The organism is Bacillus sp. 205(2023), from assembly GCF_037027485.1.
Taxonomy (GTDB): Bacteria; Bacillota; Bacilli; order Bacillales; family Bacillaceae; genus Bacillus; species Bacillus halotolerans.
The window spans coordinates 969323-987341 of sequence record NZ_JAXCHF010000001.1 but is presented as its reverse complement, the minus strand read 5'-3'; the positions used below and the strand labels follow the sequence as shown (position 1 = coordinate 987341).

At 40.8% G+C, this 18019-nt stretch carries 19 protein-coding genes and 1 pseudogene; 19 read left to right on the top strand and 1 reads right to left on the bottom strand.

The features are described 5' to 3' along the window. The first annotated feature begins 85 nt into the window (after window positions 1-85). Genes terS through WA325_RS04870 form a run of 15 tightly spaced genes read left to right on the top strand, consistent with a single transcriptional unit; the run spans window position 86 to window position 11459 of the window. Window positions 86-805, top strand: a complete 720-nt coding sequence (gene terS, locus WA325_RS04940) for a phage terminase small subunit (RefSeq protein ID WP_336183267.1) — start codon at window positions 86-88, stop codon at window positions 803-805. Further along, window positions 798-2093, top strand: a complete 1296-nt coding sequence (locus WA325_RS04935; RefSeq protein ID WP_336183266.1) for a PBSX family phage terminase large subunit — start codon at window positions 798-800, stop codon at window positions 2091-2093. The genes terS and WA325_RS04935 overlap by 8 nt, the downstream gene beginning before the upstream one ends. A 3-nt stretch (window positions 2094-2096) precedes the next feature. Next, entirely contained in the window at window positions 2097-3629 is a 1533-nt protein-coding gene (locus WA325_RS04930) for a phage portal protein (RefSeq protein ID WP_254491027.1), read from the top strand. Then, window positions 3626-4531, top strand: coding sequence for a phage minor head protein (locus WA325_RS04925; RefSeq protein ID WP_336183265.1), 906 nt, complete (start codon window positions 3626-3628; stop codon window positions 4529-4531). Before WA325_RS04930 ends, WA325_RS04925 begins: the two co-directional genes overlap by 4 nt. 56 nt (window positions 4532-4587) lie before the next feature. Next, window positions 4588-5460 (top strand): hypothetical protein, encoded by an 873-nt coding sequence (locus WA325_RS04920; RefSeq protein ID WP_024122166.1) that lies wholly within the window; start codon window positions 4588-4590, stop codon window positions 5458-5460. 5 nt (window positions 5461-5465) lie between these two features. Then, the gene (locus tag WA325_RS04915) at window positions 5466-6440 is read left to right on the top strand and encodes an XkdF-like putative serine protease domain-containing protein (RefSeq protein ID WP_336183264.1); all 975 of its coding nucleotides are present in this window, start codon (window positions 5466-5468) and stop codon (window positions 6438-6440) included. Between the two features lie 18 nt (window positions 6441-6458). Further along, a complete protein-coding gene (locus tag WA325_RS04910) occupies window positions 6459-7394 on the top strand; it encodes a phage major capsid protein (protein ID WP_085186550.1) in 936 nt (311 codons plus the stop codon). A 10-nt stretch (window positions 7395-7404) separates the two neighbouring features. Continuing rightward, window positions 7405-7716 carry a YqbF domain-containing protein gene (locus tag WA325_RS04905; RefSeq protein WP_336183263.1) on the top strand — a complete coding sequence of 104 codons (312 nt, stop codon included), beginning with the start codon at window positions 7405-7407 and terminating at the stop codon, window positions 7714-7716. Window positions 7717-7719: 3 nt separating this feature from the next. Further along, window positions 7720-8115, top strand: coding sequence for a protein YqbG (gene yqbG / locus WA325_RS04900; protein WP_153912322.1), 396 nt, complete (start codon window positions 7720-7722; stop codon window positions 8113-8115). Next, a complete protein-coding gene (locus WA325_RS04895; protein WP_326209849.1) occupies window positions 8112-8474 on the top strand; it encodes a YqbH/XkdH family protein in 363 nt (120 codons plus the stop codon). Before yqbG ends, WA325_RS04895 begins: the two co-directional genes overlap by 4 nt. Then, the gene (locus WA325_RS04890; RefSeq protein WP_336183262.1) at window positions 8471-8974 is read left to right on the top strand and encodes an HK97 gp10 family phage protein; all 504 of its coding nucleotides are present in this window, start codon (window positions 8471-8473) and stop codon (window positions 8972-8974) included. Before WA325_RS04895 ends, WA325_RS04890 begins: the two co-directional genes overlap by 4 nt. A gap of 12 nt (window positions 8975-8986) precedes the next feature. Next, window positions 8987-9424 carry a phage tail terminator family protein gene (locus tag WA325_RS04885; RefSeq protein WP_336183261.1) on the top strand — a complete coding sequence of 146 codons (438 nt, stop codon included), beginning with the start codon at window positions 8987-8989 and terminating at the stop codon, window positions 9422-9424. After that, window positions 9421-9612: a hypothetical protein gene (locus tag WA325_RS04880; protein WP_033880532.1), complete on the top strand. Its 192-nt coding sequence runs from the start codon at window positions 9421-9423 to the stop codon at window positions 9610-9612. Before WA325_RS04885 ends, WA325_RS04880 begins: the two co-directional genes overlap by 4 nt. Beyond that, the gene (locus WA325_RS04875; protein ID WP_336183260.1) at window positions 9613-11013 is read left to right on the top strand and encodes a phage tail sheath family protein; all 1401 of its coding nucleotides are present in this window, start codon (window positions 9613-9615) and stop codon (window positions 11011-11013) included. A 2-nt stretch (window positions 11014-11015) separates the two neighbouring features. Then, complete coding sequence (locus WA325_RS04870; protein WP_003229930.1) at window positions 11016-11459, top strand: phage tail tube protein; 444 nt, start codon at window positions 11016-11018, stop codon at window positions 11457-11459. Window positions 11460-11738: 279 nt separating this feature from the next. Here the strand turns inward: WA325_RS04870 and WA325_RS21435 are convergent, their stop codons facing one another. Then, window positions 11739-11825: a putative holin-like toxin gene (locus WA325_RS21435; RefSeq protein ID WP_106610765.1), complete on the bottom strand. Its 87-nt coding sequence runs from the start codon at window positions 11823-11825 to the stop codon at window positions 11739-11741. A 156-nt stretch (window positions 11826-11981) separates the two neighbouring features. Between WA325_RS21435 and WA325_RS04865 the strand changes: the two genes are divergently transcribed. From WA325_RS04865 to WA325_RS04850, 4 genes and pseudogenes are all read left to right on the top strand, one after another. Beyond that, entirely contained in the window at window positions 11982-12431 is a 450-nt protein-coding gene (locus WA325_RS04865; RefSeq protein WP_336183259.1) for a phage tail assembly chaperone, read from the top strand. Window positions 12432-12472: 41 nt separating this feature from the next. Beyond that, on the top strand, window positions 12473-12610 hold the full coding sequence (locus tag WA325_RS04860) for a hypothetical protein (protein ID WP_095432542.1): 138 nt from the start codon (window positions 12473-12475) through the stop codon (window positions 12608-12610). A gap of 2 nt (window positions 12611-12612) precedes the next feature. Next, a pseudogene (locus WA325_RS04855) lies at window positions 12613-17363 on the top strand (phage tail tape measure protein). Next, window positions 17356-18015 carry a LysM peptidoglycan-binding domain-containing protein gene (locus WA325_RS04850; protein WP_336183258.1) on the top strand — a complete coding sequence of 220 codons (660 nt, stop codon included), beginning with the start codon at window positions 17356-17358 and terminating at the stop codon, window positions 18013-18015. Before WA325_RS04855 ends, WA325_RS04850 begins: the two are co-directional and overlap by 8 nt. Window positions 18016-18019 lie beyond the last annotated feature (4 nt).

Below are 18019 nucleotides of genomic sequence, written 5' to 3'. Positions count from 1 at the left end.
GTTAACGGCTTGAACGCGGTGGCGGTTTAGAGAGAATAATATTTCCAAAACAACTCAATCCAAAAGGAGGCGGTGGTGGATGTAGATGGCTGAAAAGCACATTCGCGCATATAAAGATTATATCGAAGGTATGAAATACAAGGACCTTGCCGACAAATATGGAGTATCTGTGAACACCATTAAATCATGGAAACAGCGGCATGGTTGGCAAAGAAAAAAGGGTGCATCCTTAAAAAAAGGTGTGCACATAAAAAAAGTAGGTGCACCATTCGGTAACAAAAATGCGTTAGGTAATAAGGGAGGTGCACCACAGAGAAATCAAAACGCTGTGACTCATGGATTCTTCTCAAAGTTCCTGCCAGAAGAAACGCTATCGATCATGGAAGGGATACAGGAGCGCTCACCTGTCGATATGATATGGGATCAGATACAGATTCAATATGCCGCAATTATAAGGGCACAAAAAATCATGTTCGTTTCTGATAAGCAGGAAATGATTAAGGAACTGAAAAAGAAAAAGTCTGTCCTTTCTGAGACAAACGAAGTTGAAGAGGAAGAATACGAATTTCAATTTTCTTGGGATCGTCATGCCACATTCTTGAACGCTCAATCTCGGGCCATGGCAGAGCTCAGGAACTTAATTAAACAGTTTGATGAATTAGCCCATTCGGAAGACGAACGACGCCTTAAATTGGAGCATATGCGCTTAAATATCAACAAGAAAAAAATAGAGATCGAAGAACTTACAGAAGAAGATAAACCTTTTGAGATCACCATTGTGAACAAAGGTGATGACAGTGATTAAACAGGTAAATCCGCATTTTAAAGAGTTTCTCTTTGACTGGAATCAAAAGTTTCAGTTTCTCGTGGGTGGTTATGGATCATCTAAAAGCTATCATGTTGCTTTGAAGATTGTTCTGAAATTGCTCAAAGAAAAACGTACTGCTCTTGTTATCAGAGAAGTGTACGACACACATAGGGACTCCACATTTTCTCTTTTTGATGAACTTGTAAGTGATCTGAAATTAGATGGAATTGTTAGGTGCGTATCTTCTCCTATGCAGATTCGATTTTCAAATGGCAGCCGCATCATCTTTAAAGGGATGGATAAGCCAGCCAAACTGAAATCAATAAATAATATTTCACTCATTTGGATTGAGGAATGTTCAGAAGTGAAGTATGAAGGATTCAAGGAGCTGTTAGGACGTCTTCGTCACCCGACATTGCCGCTTCACATGATACTTTCGACAAATCCAGTCGGAGAGGACAATTGGACTTTTAAGCATTTCTTCAAGGATGATAGGGAGAAGCGTTTTGTACTGGATGATAAGGAACTTTATGAAAAGCGGATAATCGTTGTCAACGACACCTATTATCATCACTCAACGGCAGACGATAATCTTTTTCTGCCAGAAAGCTATGTCCAGCAACTTGAAGAATTGAAGGAATATGACCCAGACCTTTACCGAATTGCGAGGAAAGGTCATTTTGGCGTGAATGGAATTCGGGTTCTGCCGCAGTTTGAAGAATGGCCTCATGAAGAGGTTATGGCTGCAATCGCTGATATTAACCGCCCGCTTAAACGGGTTGGCATGGACTTTGGTTTTGTGGAATCGTATAACGCCGTCGTTAGGGTTGCTGTGGATCATGAAAAGAAATATCTCTATATCTACTGGGAGTATTACAAAAATGGATTAACGGACGATAAGACGGCCGAAGAACTCAAGGAATTTGCAGAGACTAAGGAATTAATAAAGGCGGATTCTGCGGAGCCTAAAACAATCCGATATTTTCAACAGCATGGGTTTAATATGGTGGGCGCCCGTAAGTATCAGGGTTCACGCCTCCAATACACAAAGAAGATCAAACGGTTCAAGAAGATCATTTGCTCTGACAGTTGCGAGAACACGATTTATGAACTTAAACCGCTCACTTATGCTACCGATAAGCTGGGGAACATCATAGAAGACGAATTCACCATAGATCCGCATACACTATCAGCTATTTGGTATGCGCTTGATGATTACGAGGTAACTGATCTGAAAGAAGAATCTAAAGGAAGACCGCAAAGAACAAGACCAGGGAGGAGGTAAAGGATGTCAAAACAATCTGTTAAAGCACGAGTGATCAAAGCTACTCCACCTACTGAATCAACGAAACAAATTTATGAGGATGAATTTGCGGACACCTATGACAGCAATATTTTACCGCCTCCGTATAACCTAAAAGAATTGAAAATGATTGCTGAGTATTCAACGATCTTACAGCAATGCGTTGATGCTTACAGAACAAATATCGTAGGCTTTGGATTTGATTTTGAGTATTCGTTTGATGTGAATTCGCCAGATGTGACAAATGAAGAAAAAACAGAAGCTGAAAGTGAATGGACTAAGCTTGAAGAGTTCGTTAAATATCTTCACTTTGATGAGTCAGCAGAGACTTTACTCGGCTTTGTTATTGAAGACCGAGAAAAGACAGGGAATGGCTTTATCGAAGTGATTCGAAACGGTGAAAATAAGCCAGCTGGTATTGAATATATGGACGTTCAAAATGTTCGGGTTTGCAAACTGTCTGAACCAATCGAAGTTGATTTTACATACTTCGAACAGGGACAAATGAAATCAATCAAAAGAGAAAAACGATTTCGTAAGTATGTTCAGATGATTGACGGTCGTATGGTTTACTTTAAAGAATATGGTGATCCTCGTACTTTAAATTTAGAGACAGGCCAATATGATGAACAGACTCCATTCGAAAAACAAGCAAATGAAGTGGTTCATTTCAAAATAGGAAGCGGTACTTATGGAAAGCCTCGATGGATCGGCCATATTGTTAATCTGTACGGAGCTCGTAAAGCAGAAGAGCTGAACTTCATGTACTTCAAGCAAGGTAGACATATTCCCGCTGCTATTACAATTGAAAATGGTATGTTGTCAGAAGACTCATACACGCAATTGCAGGATTATATGAATGGGCTTGAAGGGGTGGAGAACGCTCATAAGTTCCTATTACTTGAAGCAGAAGGCATAGCGAAGGGGAAAAACATTCATGGTGATGAAGAGATTGCTCCAGTGAAAGTCGATATTAAATCACTTGCTGAAATCCTTCAAGAGGATGCCTTGTTTCTGGAATATGACCAAAAGAGCCGAGACAAAATTCGATCGGCTTTTCGTTTGCCTCCACTTTATACAGGTGAAGCCCAAGATTACAACAGAGCGACAGCAGACACAGCAAGAAAGATTACTGAGGAACAAGTATTTCAGCCTGAACGAAAATTAATCACAGGTAAACTGAATGCTTTATTTCTAAATGATCTTGAAATTCATAAGGTTCGTCTTATGTTGAAAGGGCCTGACTTTAGAGACCCGCTTGAGATTGCTAAGGTTTTAACACCGTTTATAACAGCTGGTGCAGTTTCTCCGAATGATCTACGTGATTTAGCTGGGAGAGTTCTTGGTAAGACGCTTGAGGAATGGCCTGAGGAAGAATACAATAGGCCGCTTGGTAAGACTAACGAGTCGTCTGCTTCTGATCCTTCGGCTACGCTGTTTAAATCTAAGGCCGGTACTCCTGATATGATTGGATTATTAAAAGATATGCGGGATGTTTTGGAGGATCTGAAGAGATGAACAAAACAGATAAACTGCTGGAAAGTCTAAATGCTTTTATTAAAAAAGCCGAGGAAGATGAGATGAAGAATCTAATGGAGAGTGTACCTGATTTCCCCGGCCTTTCTAAATTTGTTGAAGAATATGAAAAAGGAATCGCCAAATTGCTCAGACGCCAGCGTAAGAAGTATTTAGAGGGTCTGAATGGTTTTGTAAGCAAAGATTCGAAAGCGACTTTAGAAGCGCTTCTAGTGTTTTTTACACAGAACCTATTCGCGGAGGATGATTTCGAGGAAGAATTTCAGGAACTGACCGAGGGATTCTTGCAGCAGACCATTGAAGAACTGGCCGAAGTGATCATGGACTCTATAGATCCGGAAGTGCCTTTTAAGGTCTTATCCAATCGTACAATTAATTGGATTAAGGGTTGGTCTGAAAAACTGGCTCAGATCATGAAGTTAAACACTCATGAAGCAGTAGAAAACGTGCTGACGGATGCAATCGAAAACGGTTCTACAATCCAAGACATTGAGTTGACTCTCAAAGACATGCCACAATTTGATAGGGAGCGGGCGCGTACCACGGCCATCACTGAAGTGCTTGCTGCTTCCTCTGCCGCTCAGCATGAGTCATATGCACAATCGCCGGCAGTTAAGAAAAAGAAATGGCGGCACAGCGGAGGGAAGAAAAACAACCCGCGTGAGAATCATATTGATCTTGATGGCACAGTAATTGGCGTAGATGAAGAATTTCAGATACCAGGTAGTGGCGAGACATGCATGTTTCCACGAGATCCTAAACTATCTGCAGGTGAGCGGGTTCATTGCCATTGTGTTCTATCATCTGTGGTAGATAACGATATCTTAGGGTTGTCAGCTGAGGAAAAGGAAAAGATTCGAAGAGAAGCTTTAAAAGAAATTTAGAGAACCATTGAAACCCTGGCTATTTTATTTCGTAAAGTAAAATAGGAGGGGAGTATATGGAAACAATTTTAACATGTTTAAAAGACTATGGAGCATTATTAGGGTCCATTGTGACTGTGATCCTAACATCAATCTTGGTAATGCAACGGAACAAACTGAAAAGAAATGAAACTATTTTAACTGAAAGTCTAATGGAAGCAAGCGGGTCTCTTTTCTTCTCCATTAAAAACATATTAAATAAAGTTAAGATTACTGATATTACTGAAGAACTGAAAGAGTTTTTTGATAAATACTCAAAAGACCACAATTCACTTGTTAAATTAAAAGATAAGCGTATTATTAAACGGTTTGTAGAACTAGAGGAACTTTATTATGTCTATCTTTCAGAAAAAACCAGTGAAAATCTAGATAGACTTATGACCAAGTTTGTAATTCTGAAAAATGATATTGAGCAGGTGTTTTATACGGAACACAAGGTTGTTAATAAAGAAGTACGATGGTATTTAATTATTGAAAGTAAAGAAAATATATGGTTCCGAATGCTGTTGAGGGGATATAGGTATTTTAGTCACACTGTTATTTTTGCAGCCTTTTTGGATATCATTATGGTGTATGTAACTATAACAGACAGGTTTTCAGAAGAACATATGCTAGAAGGTATTTATGGTTGGGTTTTCTTATTCACCCAGTTGATTTCTATCTTGTTGGTATTTGTTCTATTTGTAAATTTTATGATTCATTTAACTGAAGAAGAAAAAGATAATTGGGGAACTAAATTTTGTAGATTTATAATACCTAAACGTTTGGTTCAAAGATTTCCTTTCTTAAGGAGATTTACTGAGGGAGATAATGAAGTTAATAGCGAAAAGAGAGCAATTAAGGAGTATGAAGAGAAATACAAACAATGGTTAAATCGTGAAAGGAGGTGAACAACATGCCAAGAGAATTAGTAAATGCAAAAATCACACATGTTTCGTATGTAGACAAGGCTGCTAATCAAAAGCAGTTCTTTTTTATGAAGTCAGAAGAAAAGCCGGTATTTCAAAAAGAAGTCAAGGTTCTTACCAAAGAAGCGGACGAGCAAAAACTTGTGTACGGTATCGTATATGAGCCGGATACAGTAGACGCCCACGGTGATTTCATGACAGCTGCAGAAATCGAAAAAGCCGCTCATGGTTTCCTGAAAGATGCCCGTGAAATTGATAAGCAACATGATTTTCAAGGTGGTGTTGGCGAGGTGGTAGAGTCCTATGTCGCACCCGCTGACTTTGAAATGAATGGGGAAACCATCAAAAAAGGATCATGGGTCCTTGTCACAAAGGCTTCCGAAGAAGTATGGGAGCAAATCAAAAAAGGTGAAATTACCGGTTATTCAATGGCAGGGACTGCTGAGACAATTGAAAAACAAGAAGAAAAGCCCGTTACTCAAGAGAAAACAGATGAGAAAGGGCTTTTTAATTTGCTCAAAAACTTTTTTGTTGGAAAACAACAGCAATCATATGAAGAGCCAGTTACAAAGGCGGGCAGAAAGTTTTCCGCTTCAAACCTACAAGAAATTAAAAATGCTCATACTGCTCTCGGTAACTTGCTGAGTCAGGTTGAGACAGAAGAGGAGGAAAAAGAAATGACTTCGAAGGAAGTAACGAAATCAATTCAAGCCGCTTTAGAGCCGATTGAGAAGCGGCTGGCAGATCTAGAAAAAGAAGAAGATCCTAAAAAGAAAGATAAAGAAAAAACAGAAGAAGCGGCTGAAAAAGAAGCTGAGAAGTTGAAAAAAGCTATTACTGATGCTGTTCAACCGCTCGCTGATCGTATTGAAGCAATCGAAAAAAGTCGTGGAACATCTAAGCAAACTGAAGAATCAGGTTCCGAACAAGTTCAAAAATCAATCTGGTCAGGGCTGTTTTAATGTATAAGGAGGATACGAATGAGAAATCAAGAGGTTATTAATAAAGCAGAAATGACACTTTCTACTTTAGAGAGCGGTGGGATTATGAATCCTACTCAAGCTTCAACTTTTATTCGAATGGTTCAAGATACGCCAACTATTTTAAGAGATGCGCGAGTTATTCAAATGGATCATGACACACAGAAAATCGAGAAGATCGGTTTTGGTCAGCGAATTTTAAGGGCAGCCCAAGAGGGAGTTGCGCTTACTAAAGATCAAAAATCAGTTCCATCAACTAGCACAGTTAACTTAAGCACAAAAGAAGTAATTGCTGAAGTTAACATTACCTATGACACACTTGAAAACAACATCGAAAAAGATGGTCTTCAAAATACAATCATGCAAATGATAGCTGAGCGTGCTGCGGTTGATATTGAAGAATTGCTTGTAAATGGGGATACATCTTCATCCGATTCATATCTTGCACAATTAGATGGCATCAGAAAACAAGCTACATCTCACATTGTTGATGCTGCAGGTGAGGAGTTGACACGGCAAACATTTAAACGAGGATATAAAGCTGTACCTCCAAAATATTTGCGAATCCCCCAAGAGTTCCGTTTCTATACATCGCCTGGTATTGAGGTTGAATGGAAAGATCGCGTAGCGGACCGTCAAACGAATTTAGGGGATGCAGCTGTTCAAGGTGGCCTTTCTTCTGCTTTCGGTGTTCCTGTCAAAGGTATTGCCAATTTACAACCTTATACGATTGGAGAAGGAGATACAGCTACAGATGTTTCTGATATCATCCTAACTCATCCGAAGAATATTATTCTTGGATTCTCTCGTAATATTCGGATTGAAGTAGATAAAGACATTCGCCGTCGTATGTTTATCATTGTTCTGACAGCGAAATTGGATAGTGTTTTTGAAGAAGAAGACGCAGTAGCCAAGATTGTGAAAGTGAAGGAATAGGTGATCTGGCGTGTATACTGCAAAGCTTATTATAGGCAAAACATACAATGTGATGGGAATAACCTTTCGAGCAGGTGTCAGTCAAACAGTATCGAAAAAACTCTATGAGTATTTAAATGAAAATCCATATTTTGTGCTAGATAAAGATCTTAAGAATCAAAAGGATGATCCGATAAATTATACTGAATCGGAATTGAAAGGTATGAATAAAGCAGAGCATGAATCCATTATTTCTAATCTTGGTGGCAATCCGTCTGACTTCAAAAATGCAGATGAAAGAATTGCCTATATCCTTAAGCAAATAGATAACAAAGGGAAGTGACCTATGCTGTTAATCACTCCCGAAGAATTAAAGAGTTATTCAGTTTTTGAGTCTGTAAAGACCAGACCTGACGAGTTGTTAAAACAGGATATACTTGAGGCAACTGCCGATATCATTCTTAAAGTTGGACATGATTTTTCAGATGCAGAGTATATTCCTTTGCCTGAAACGGTTCGACTGGCCCTATTAAAGTTGTCTCAGTTTTATGCTCTTATAAATGGCGACGAGTCAATTATTAAAGGATATACAACTGAAAAAATTGGTGACTATTCATATACTCTAGGGGATGGCAGTTCTCTTCAAAAACCTGATGTGTATGCATTAATAAAAGATTATGTGAAACCGGCTGACCCTGATTTAGAAGGGATTGAAGCGAAAGTGCGGATGAGATCAATATGAGTTATCAATCCTTATTGACTCACAGATGTGACATTTACCATCTGCAGGAGAAAAAAGAAAATAGACAGCAAAAATTCGGGGTGCCGGTTGAAGATGTTCAACCGGTTTTTTCGTACCCTGATGAGCCGGACATAGAAAATCAGCCGTGTTATTTTACAGAAAAGAGTCAGTCCATTATCCAACAGGAACCGAATGTAGCTATTTATCAATCATTCCTTGTGCATTTCCCTGCTACTGCTGATATTCGAGTAAATGACAGGGCGGTTTGGGATGGGACTGCTTATAAATTACAGAAGCCCCGCAAAATCAGGAATCATCATTGGGAAGTGACGGCAGTTCGGGAGGTTGAATATCTGTGAAGATAAAAGGTCTTGATCAGTTCATTCAATCATTAAACCGTGCTTCTCGTGGAGGATTGAAAGGGAAGTACGAGGAGTGGCTTGAAGCTATGGGTTTTGAGTTCCTAGACATTATTCAAGATGAAATTATCAGGACGAAGACGGTAGACACACGCCGCTTGCTTAATTCCTTTCAGAAAGGTGACCAGGATAATATCTTTTCAATGACAAAAGGCAGCTTAAAGTTGGATGTTGGAACAAATCTGGAATACGCCTCATACGTGAATGACGGGCACTTTACGATCGATCCGTCTAAAAATCAGGATAGACGATGGGTCCCAGGGCGGTGGAAAGGCGACCGTTTCGAATATGACCCTGCTGAAAGAAAAACCGGAATGTTGCTGAAGTTCCAATGGGTCGACGGTTCTGGCTTTTGGGATAAAGCCATGGCTATATTTCAGTTGATGTTTGAGAGAAGCCTTGAGCGGAAGCTACAGCAATGGATTGATGAAGAATTTTAAGGCGGTGATGCCATGAATCAAGAGGTAGGTTCAATTATGGGCTATCTATACAAACTGTATCCTGTTCAAGTGTATGAAGAAGAAATACCGCAGGACTTTGCTGTTCCGTCTCTTTACTTTCCACCGGCTTCCACGGTCGATGGGACGGACACAGTATCTACGTTTCAGAAAGCCTATGTTTTAAACGTGAAACTATTTCACGAGAACGCACAGAAGGCTCAAAACGAAGCGGAACGAATTGCGGATACACTTAGAAGCAGAAGGGGCATAATTCCGCTTATACAAGAATCTGGCGAGGATACGGGGGATTTTATTCGCCTATCTCGAATAGAAACGCGGGTATCAGATGATTACGCGACCATTGTCTTAAACTGGACGAGCCGCTATTGGTATGAGCGGGAAGAACAGCGTTCAATGGATGGTTTTAAATTTAAAAGTGGGGTGAAATGATGGCCACTAAAAAAGAGAAAGCAGAAAATGCTTTTTATATTAAGGATTTGCGAGAGCACAGTCGAGAGCTCTTTGGGGTAAAACCCGAGGTGTTTGACGGTGCTCTTTTTCATGTTCATAAAACAAGTATTACAAAATCGGAAGCGAAGAAGTTGATTACTCAGTTTCTTCAAAAGGAGGTCAAATAGATGAACGGGGGGACTTTCACGCCCGGTAAGGAAAAAGAGCGTGCCGGTATTTACTTTAACTTCAAAACGACCGCGGAAAACCGTGTTTCTGCAGGAGAACGTGGAACAGTTGCACTGCCGATAGCGTCCAGCTGGGGTGAGGTTAAGAAATTCATTTCTATTTCTTCAATTGAGGACCTGAATAAAAAAGTGGGGTTGAACATTGATGATCCTTCGCTGTTGCTTTTACGTGAGTCTTTGAAGAAGGCGAATACAGTCTTGCTTTATCGCTTGACGGAAGGTCTTCGTGCTTCAGCAGACATCAGCGAAGGTGTAAAAGCTACTGCTCTTTATGGCGGCACAAAGGGTAATGACATCATTATCAGCATTACAGAAAACGTTATTGACTCTTCAAAAGTGGATGTCACTACCTACCTTGATCAGTCAGAAGTTGATAAACAAACAGTTTCTAAAGCTGAAGAGCTTAAACAAAATAACTATGTCACGTTTACAGGGAAAGGGGATTTAACAGTCACTATTCCGTTAACCGGTACGGCTCCTGAAGACGTAAGCGGTGCTCTTCCGGCATCTTCCGGAGTCCGCTTGTCAGGTGGAACAGACAAAACACCGACCAATGCTGATTATACAGCTTTCTTGGAAGCGGCTGAAACGGAATACTTTGACACAATCGCACTGCCTGTAGAGGATAACGAGCAATTAAAAGCAACGTTTGTTGCGTTTATCAAACGGCTGAGAGACAACCAAGGGCAAAAGGTTCAAGGTGTTCTTTCAAATTACAAGGGAGACCATGAGGGTATTATCAATGTAACTGGTGGCGTCCTACTTGAAGATGGAACGGAGATCACTCCTGAAAAAGCTACTGCTTGGGTTGCAGGCGCAAGTGCGGGGGCTACATTTAATCAATCACTTACATTTGTAGAATACGAGGGAGCTGTAGATGTCCTTAACCGAATTGACAACGACGAAATCGTTGAACGATTGTCAAATGGGGAATTTTTGTTTACTTATGATTCTCGTGATAAATCAGTATCGGTTGAAAAGGACATTAATTCACTCACAAGCCTAACAGCAGAGAAAAATAAGATGTTCCAGAAAAACAAAATTGTCCGTGTACTTGATGCAATCAATAATGACCTGACATCTCAATTAAAAGCATTGATCAAGTCTCGCAAAGCAAGCGGCAGTGACGTTCCCGCTACAAATGACGGACTGCAGTTTGTAAAAACGCTGATTACTCAATACTTGAGTGTTCTTCAAGATAACGGGGGCATTACTGATTTTGATTCAGAGAATGACATTACAATTGCTTTGAATAATGATCGTGACGGCTTCCTGATTGATCTCGCTGTTCAACCCGTCGATGCAGCAGAAAAATTCTACTTTAACGTTGAGGTGAAATAAGAATGGCATTAAAAGCGCAAAACACCATTTCTGGTAAAGAGGGCAGACTATTTCTTGATGGAGAAGAAATGGCTCATATCAAAACTTTTGAAGCCAATGTGGAGAAAAATAAATCGGAGGTCAATATCATGGGTCGCCGAATGACGGGGCACAAGACGACTGGAGCAAATGGAACGGGAACAGCCACTTTTTATAAAGTGACTTCTCAATTTGTTCTTATTATGATGGATTATGTAAAAAAGGGAAGCGATCCTTATTTCACCTTACAAGCTGTTTTGGATGACGCCTCTTCAGGTCGTGGTACTGAACGAGTCACCTTGTATGATGTGAACTTTGATTCTGCGAAAATCGCTGGGCTTGATGTTGACTCAGAAGCATTAGAGGAAGAGGTACCGTTTACCTTTGAGGACTTTGATGTTCCTGAGCAGTTGAAATCCACGTTCTAATTAACGAGCCTATTTATAATAACAGTTAATTTTCTGTTTGCATTGCAAACTGTATTTACTGGGTATATACTGAATATATACTTTTACATTAGTAATAAATGATAGAACTAATGTAAAAAAACAGATGTTTTAACTTTAGATTTTTGCATAAAATAAAAAATACCGGAGTGTTGGCGCACTCCGGCCTGTACAAATGCTGGCTCCTCATTGGAGCGCTGGCTATAGGTGTATTTTAGATATGGACCTACCCTAGAAGTTTCTCAGGCCTCAAAGGGTGGTCTATTTCTTTTTGTCTATATACGTCAACAAGGCGAGAATAAACATTCCCGTTCCAAGCATTAAACTAAGCGCTTGAAATGTCGACATGGGCGTCACCCCCTTTCAGGGGATTTAGCCAGCAGACCACCTTTGAGTTAGCCGTGCAAATGTACAGGAATAATTATACACTAGACAACCATTTTTGTGGTTGTCTTTTTTGTTGGCTTAAATCGATTGAATCTAATTTTAAAGGAGTTAATGTACATGAGCAAAAAACAAAACGAAAAGGTATACGATCTTTCATTCTTTATGCCGGGACAAACAATTGAAGCTGAGGAAGTGAAAGTACCGATTTCTAAACGGTTTGTAGACAAAGAAGGCAATGTTGTTCCATTCATTTTCAAAGCAATCACGACTGAACGAATTGACGAACTTGAGAAAGAGAATACGACTTACAAGAATGTAAAAGGCCGCGGCCGTGTGAAGGAATTGGATAGCCAACGCTTTTATGCTCGTATTGCGGTTGAAACGACTGTTTACCCGAACTTTAAAGCTAAGGAACTACGTGAGGCTTACAAAACAGAAGATCCAGTGGAAGTCGCAAAACGTGTTCTTTCGGTTGGCGGTGAGTATGCGAACTGGCTAAACAAAGCAATTGAAATCAATGGCTTTGATGATGATCTCGAAGACCTTGAAGAAGCAGCAAAAAACTAGTAAAGGACGGGGACAAAGAGGCTGTATATCTTTATTTCGCGATGCATGAGCTCAAATACGCCCCGTCAGAATTAAGAGAACTATATGAGGCACCGCGACAATTCAAGGCGCTCTTATATGGGTTTATCAGTTATAAGCTTGAGCTGTTAGAAAAAGAAGCGAAGAAGGGAGGTAATTAACTATGGCTAAACTAACAGCCACGTTTGAATTACATGATAAGATTTCCCGCAAGCTTCGAATGATACAAGGAAATGCTGAAAGACTTAAGAGGGCCGCCAATGGCCCTATTATTTTTGATGCTGAAGATCGGACTGAGAGAGTTATGCGGCGAATTGACCGATCAGCCAACCGTTTGACCGGTCGGGCTCGATCGATTGAAGTAGATTTAGATGATCGAGCTTCAAATGGCTTACATTCTATACGTCAGCAAGCTGAGGATCTTACCGAGAGCCGCCATGAGGTGACAGTTTCCGTAAATGATCAAGCTACACCACGTTTTCGCTTAATCCGTGGAGGTCTTTCTGATTTGAACCACTCAAGAGCTGAACCATCTGTATCTGTACGTGATCATGCGTCAAACCAATTAGATGAGATCCGTCGTCATGTGTCCGATGTAGACGACGAACATGCTGAGCCAACTGTTTCTATTAAGGATAGAGCTTCAGCGGCTCTGGATGCAATTGAAGCGAAAATAGACAGCTTGAAGGATGCTACCATTACTCTGGCAGTTGCAGGCGGTTTTTCTGCAGGTTCAATTATGGGTTCTGGTAAGAGTACAATGTCTCAGGATGCTTACGTGTCAGCAACTTCAAACGTTAATAAGAAAGATGTTGCAAGAATGACGGATCAGATCTATTTCAACAATAAAGCGGGCAGTTCTCGGGAAGAAGTCAGTTTATCTCTTAGAAACTTATCGCAACAGACAGGGGCGTCTAAAAAAGCTCTGGCTGAATTGACTGAGTCGTCAAGTAAGATTGCCCAGCTTATGAATGCTGATCAGGCAGAGGTAGATCGTGCTTTTAGTTCAATGTATAACAACTTGAAATTGTCTGGGAAACAAAGCGGAGACTTAATTGCTTATGTATATCGGAATGCCGGTGACCAAGCTGACGATTTATTGGACACGATGAATGAATACAGTTCCACCTTTAAAGACTTGAAGCTCACAGGCGGCCAAATTGCAAGCGCCATGATAAAAGGAACAAAGGGTGGCGCCAGAAACTTCGATAACCTAGCCGATAGTATGCGTGAGTTTAACATCCGCCGAACCGAAATGTCTGATAGCCAAGTGGACGCATTTAAAACGCTGTTCGGGGCCAAGGAAACTAAGAAAATGTTCAAGGGCTTCAAAGATGGTTCAATAAGTGGAGAGGAAAGTTTATTTAGGGTGGCAAAAGCCCTTTCTAAAGTGAAAGATAAAACAAAGAGGGCTGCTATTGCGACTGAACTTATTGGAACACAATATGAAGACCTTAAGCAGCCGATTTTAGATATGGCTGAGGGTATTGGTACAAGTGCCAAAACAAGCGGTGAATTGGAACGAAGCTTTACGAAACTTCGGGATAATAACCCGATGACACCGGTTAATGATGCCATGAGAGATTTTGAAAGCATATCTAAGGATATGGGAACTTCTCTGCTAACTGGATTAGGGCCAGCCTTTGATAAAATCAGCTCGTTCATTAACAGTAAAGAAGGTCAGGAAAAACTTAAAGAGATCAAAAAAGATATTGCCGATCTTGGTGAGGAGATAGGTGATAAGTTAAACGTAGCCATTGAGTGGAGCGTCAACCGTTGGGATGATTTGAAAACAGCGATTAAAGTTGTGATCCCTTCTTTAATTGGGTTGATTGGTTATTTGAAAATACTACGTCCGCTGTTAAAAGGCATAGGTACTGTCGGAAGTGATGCAGCAGGCGTAATCCGAAAATTAATTCCAAAACGTACTCCTAAAGCTGGCACTAATACGCAAAGTGAAAGGAGGAACAGTACTCGTAATGCCAGCACAAGGGGCAGAGAATCCAAAACTGCTACAGGTCCAACGAGTTTACCTCGAAGCGGTAGCTTAACATGTTGCTGTTGTAGCGATGGAGGTAAAAATGATCGCATTCGTAGAAGACGAGGGAAAAGAGTTTTAGGTCGACGCGGTAATCCAAACCGAATGAACCCTTCTGACAGTTCAATTGCTGTGTCATCTGAACGGTTGGAGAGAAGGCGTTCCGGTAGAACTGTAAGTACTAATCCAACCAGAGGTTCAGGATCAGCAATAACCACAACGAGATCGGAGCTATACTCAGCTGGTAGAGTTTCAGGCGGTACATCGAAGTTCGGGAAAGTCTTAAGTCCTCTGAAAAGTGTTGGCAAGTTTGCAAAGGGAGTCCCTCTATTAGGAACAGCGTTAGCGGCAACAGATTTAATTGGAATGAATAAAGACAATGTTGGTGAAAAAATTGGATCAGCTGGCGGTGGTCTTGCTGGAGCGGCTACAGGAGCGGCTATTGGCAGCATTATTCCTGGAGTGGGAACAGCCATTGGTGGAATAGTTGGTGGTATAGCAGGCACCATGGGTGGCTCAAGTTTAGGTAAAGCGTTTGATGGTTCAGAAATAAAGAAGAAACTAGACAATACATTATTTGATCAAAAATGGTGGTCTGAAAAATGGTCAGGCATTAAGAGTAATGCGAAGACTTCTCTCAATGGGTTAAGTGATACATGGTCTAATGTAAAAGAAAAGGTGAAGTCCACTTTATTTAATAGTGAATGGTGGTCGGAAAAGTGGTCTGGTGTTAAAAGCTGGGCACAGGACAAATGGAATAGTGCAACATCTGTTTGGGATTCCGTAAAGGGAAAAATAAAATCCACTTTATTTAGTGAGAAGTGGTGGTCAGGAAAATGGGAAGGCGTAAAAAGTTGGGCTCAAAGTAAGTGGGACACCGCGTCTTCTGTTTGGCAATCTGTTAAAGGAAAGCTGAAATCCACTTTATTTAGCGAGAAATGGTGGTCAGGAAAATGGGAAAGTGTAAAGAGTTGGTCAAAAAATAAATGGGACAATGCTAAATCAATATGGAAAAGTGTTAAGAGTTCCATCTCAGAAACACTTTTTAGTAAGAAGTGGTGGTCTGAAAAGTGGCAGAGTGTAAAGGAATTGGGAAGCAGTATTTTAGGCGGAGTAAAAGAAGTTGGTGGTAAAGTAGCTTCAAGTGCGAAAAAAACTGCTGGTAAAGCGTGGGATATGTGAAGAGTGGCGTAAATTATTTATTTGGTACGGGAAAAGAAAAGCCAAAGAAACATGCTACTGGTGGCTACATTACGAAGCCAACGATATCTTGGATTGGTGAAGCAGGTAAAGAATTTGTTATTCCTGTTGAGAACAATAAAGGTCGTGGCAAAATGCTCCTTTCTCAAGCTGCTTCGAAATTAGGGATGAGTGTTGTTGATGATATAGCGTCTGCTTCATCTGCAGGAGGTGAACCGGCAACTTCCTCGCTATTCCGTAGTGCGGCGGTGACTGCTTCTATATCTCCTATTATTGACACATCCAGTCTTGATGAACAAGCGACTTCATTTGGTCAACAGTTCACTAAAGGCTTTGATCAAGGAATTGGAGATCATGTTGTTTCTATGGACGCTTGGAAACAGAAAAACGTTGGGCAGCCAATGAACAATTTAATCTCTTATTCTCCGAATTACGGAAAGCAAGTGGTCAATGGATATGCTAAAGGTCAGAACAGCACTTCGACCGGTACAGATGGCTTCTTGCAGACGAAGGTTAAAATGCCATTTCAGAACACTGTTAATAAATCTTCATCATGGGGAAGCGGAACGATTAAAGGTTTTGCTTCCGGACAAAATAGTTCACAAACTGGTACTGATCAATACGTCAGCACTCATATTAACAAGCCGTTTATCCGATCTAAAGAATCATCAAACGGATGGGGAAGCGGTATGATCGGTAATTTTGTTTCAGGCATGACTTCTAAGGCAAGTGAAGTCCATGAAGCTGCCAAGGAACTGGCGAAAAAAGTTGAGAAGGCATTTCGTGAAGAGCTTGATATTCATTCACCTTCCCGTGTCATGATGAGTCTCGGTCGTTTTGCCTCTATAGGTATTGTAGAAGGTCTGGATTCTGTTGATGTGAAAAAGTTTGCTGAAAAACAAGCAGGTTCACTAGCTGCTGCTTATTCCGGAATGGGAGCAGTAAGCGGAAATGTGAAGCAATGGCTTATGGCCGCTATCATGGCCACAAAGACACCAATGAGCTGGCTTCCAGGGCTGATGACAATTGCTCAGCATGAGTCAGGCGGTAATCCGAAGGCAATCAATTTATGGGATAGTAATGCGAAAGCAGGACATCCATCTCAGGGGCTCATGCAGACAATCCCAAGTACCTTCAACGCACACAAATTGCCGGGCATGAATAACATTCTTAACCCGATTCACAACGCTGCTGCTGCGATTGGCTATATCAAAAGCAGATATGGATCAATTAATAATGTACCAGGCATTAGAAACATGAGACACGGAGGTCCATATGTTGGCTATGCTAACGGCGGACTTATTACCAAAGAGCAGATTGCACGTGTCGGTGAAGGAAACAAACGGGAATGGATCATTCCGGAGGAGAGAGGCATCCGTGGACGTTATCTATTAGCCCAAGCAGCTAAGGCACTCGGAATGGAAGTCACAGACCCATCTCAAAAAGGACAAACTGAACTATCTTCCGGTCAGGTAACAGCAGCTACAACAGGCAGTCAGCAAACAACTGTTACAGCATCAGGAGGTAAAGAGGTTATTATTCAATTTAATGGTGATCAGCATTTTCACAATGACCAAGACATGAACAGCCTTGTAGCTAAGATTAAGCAGGTCCTTGTCGATGAGCTTGAACAGGATATCAACATTGGAACGAAGGGAGTAGTTGCTTTTGACTAAATCCATATATGAATTCTGGATTTCGCAAGGGAAGGACAAGCTGCGGCTTCCTGTCCTTCCTGAACAAATTGATATTTCAAACACAATTCAAAATGAATCAGTAAAAGTGGCTAGTTTTGGAGAGATCATTTTTATTGATAAACCGGGAGCGAAAGAAATTTCGTTCTCTTCTTTTTTTCCAAAGAAACATAGCCCGCTTGCTGAGTATAAGGGATTTCCTTCTTCTGAAAATGCTATTGCAAAGATCGAGAAATGGGTGAAATCTAAAAAGCCGGTTCAATTCTTAATTACTGGAACGAAAATTAATTTAACTTGCAGTATCGAGGTTTTTACTTATAGTGAGGGCCAAAAAGATATAGGTGATCGTGATTATGAAATAAAGCTGAAGGAATACAAAACTGCGTCGCCGCGGAAGATCAAGCAGAAGAAAAAGACGAAAAAGAAACGGCCATCTAAATCAGCTCCTAAAACATACACCGTTAAGAAAGGCGATACACTGTGGGACCTTGCCGGCAAATTTTATGGAGACAGCACAAAATGGCGCAAGATCTGGAACGTCAATAAAAAGGTTATGATCAAACGAAGCAAACGGAATATAAGACAGCCAGGACACTGGATCTTTCCTGGGCAAAAATTAAAGATACCGCAGTAAGCAG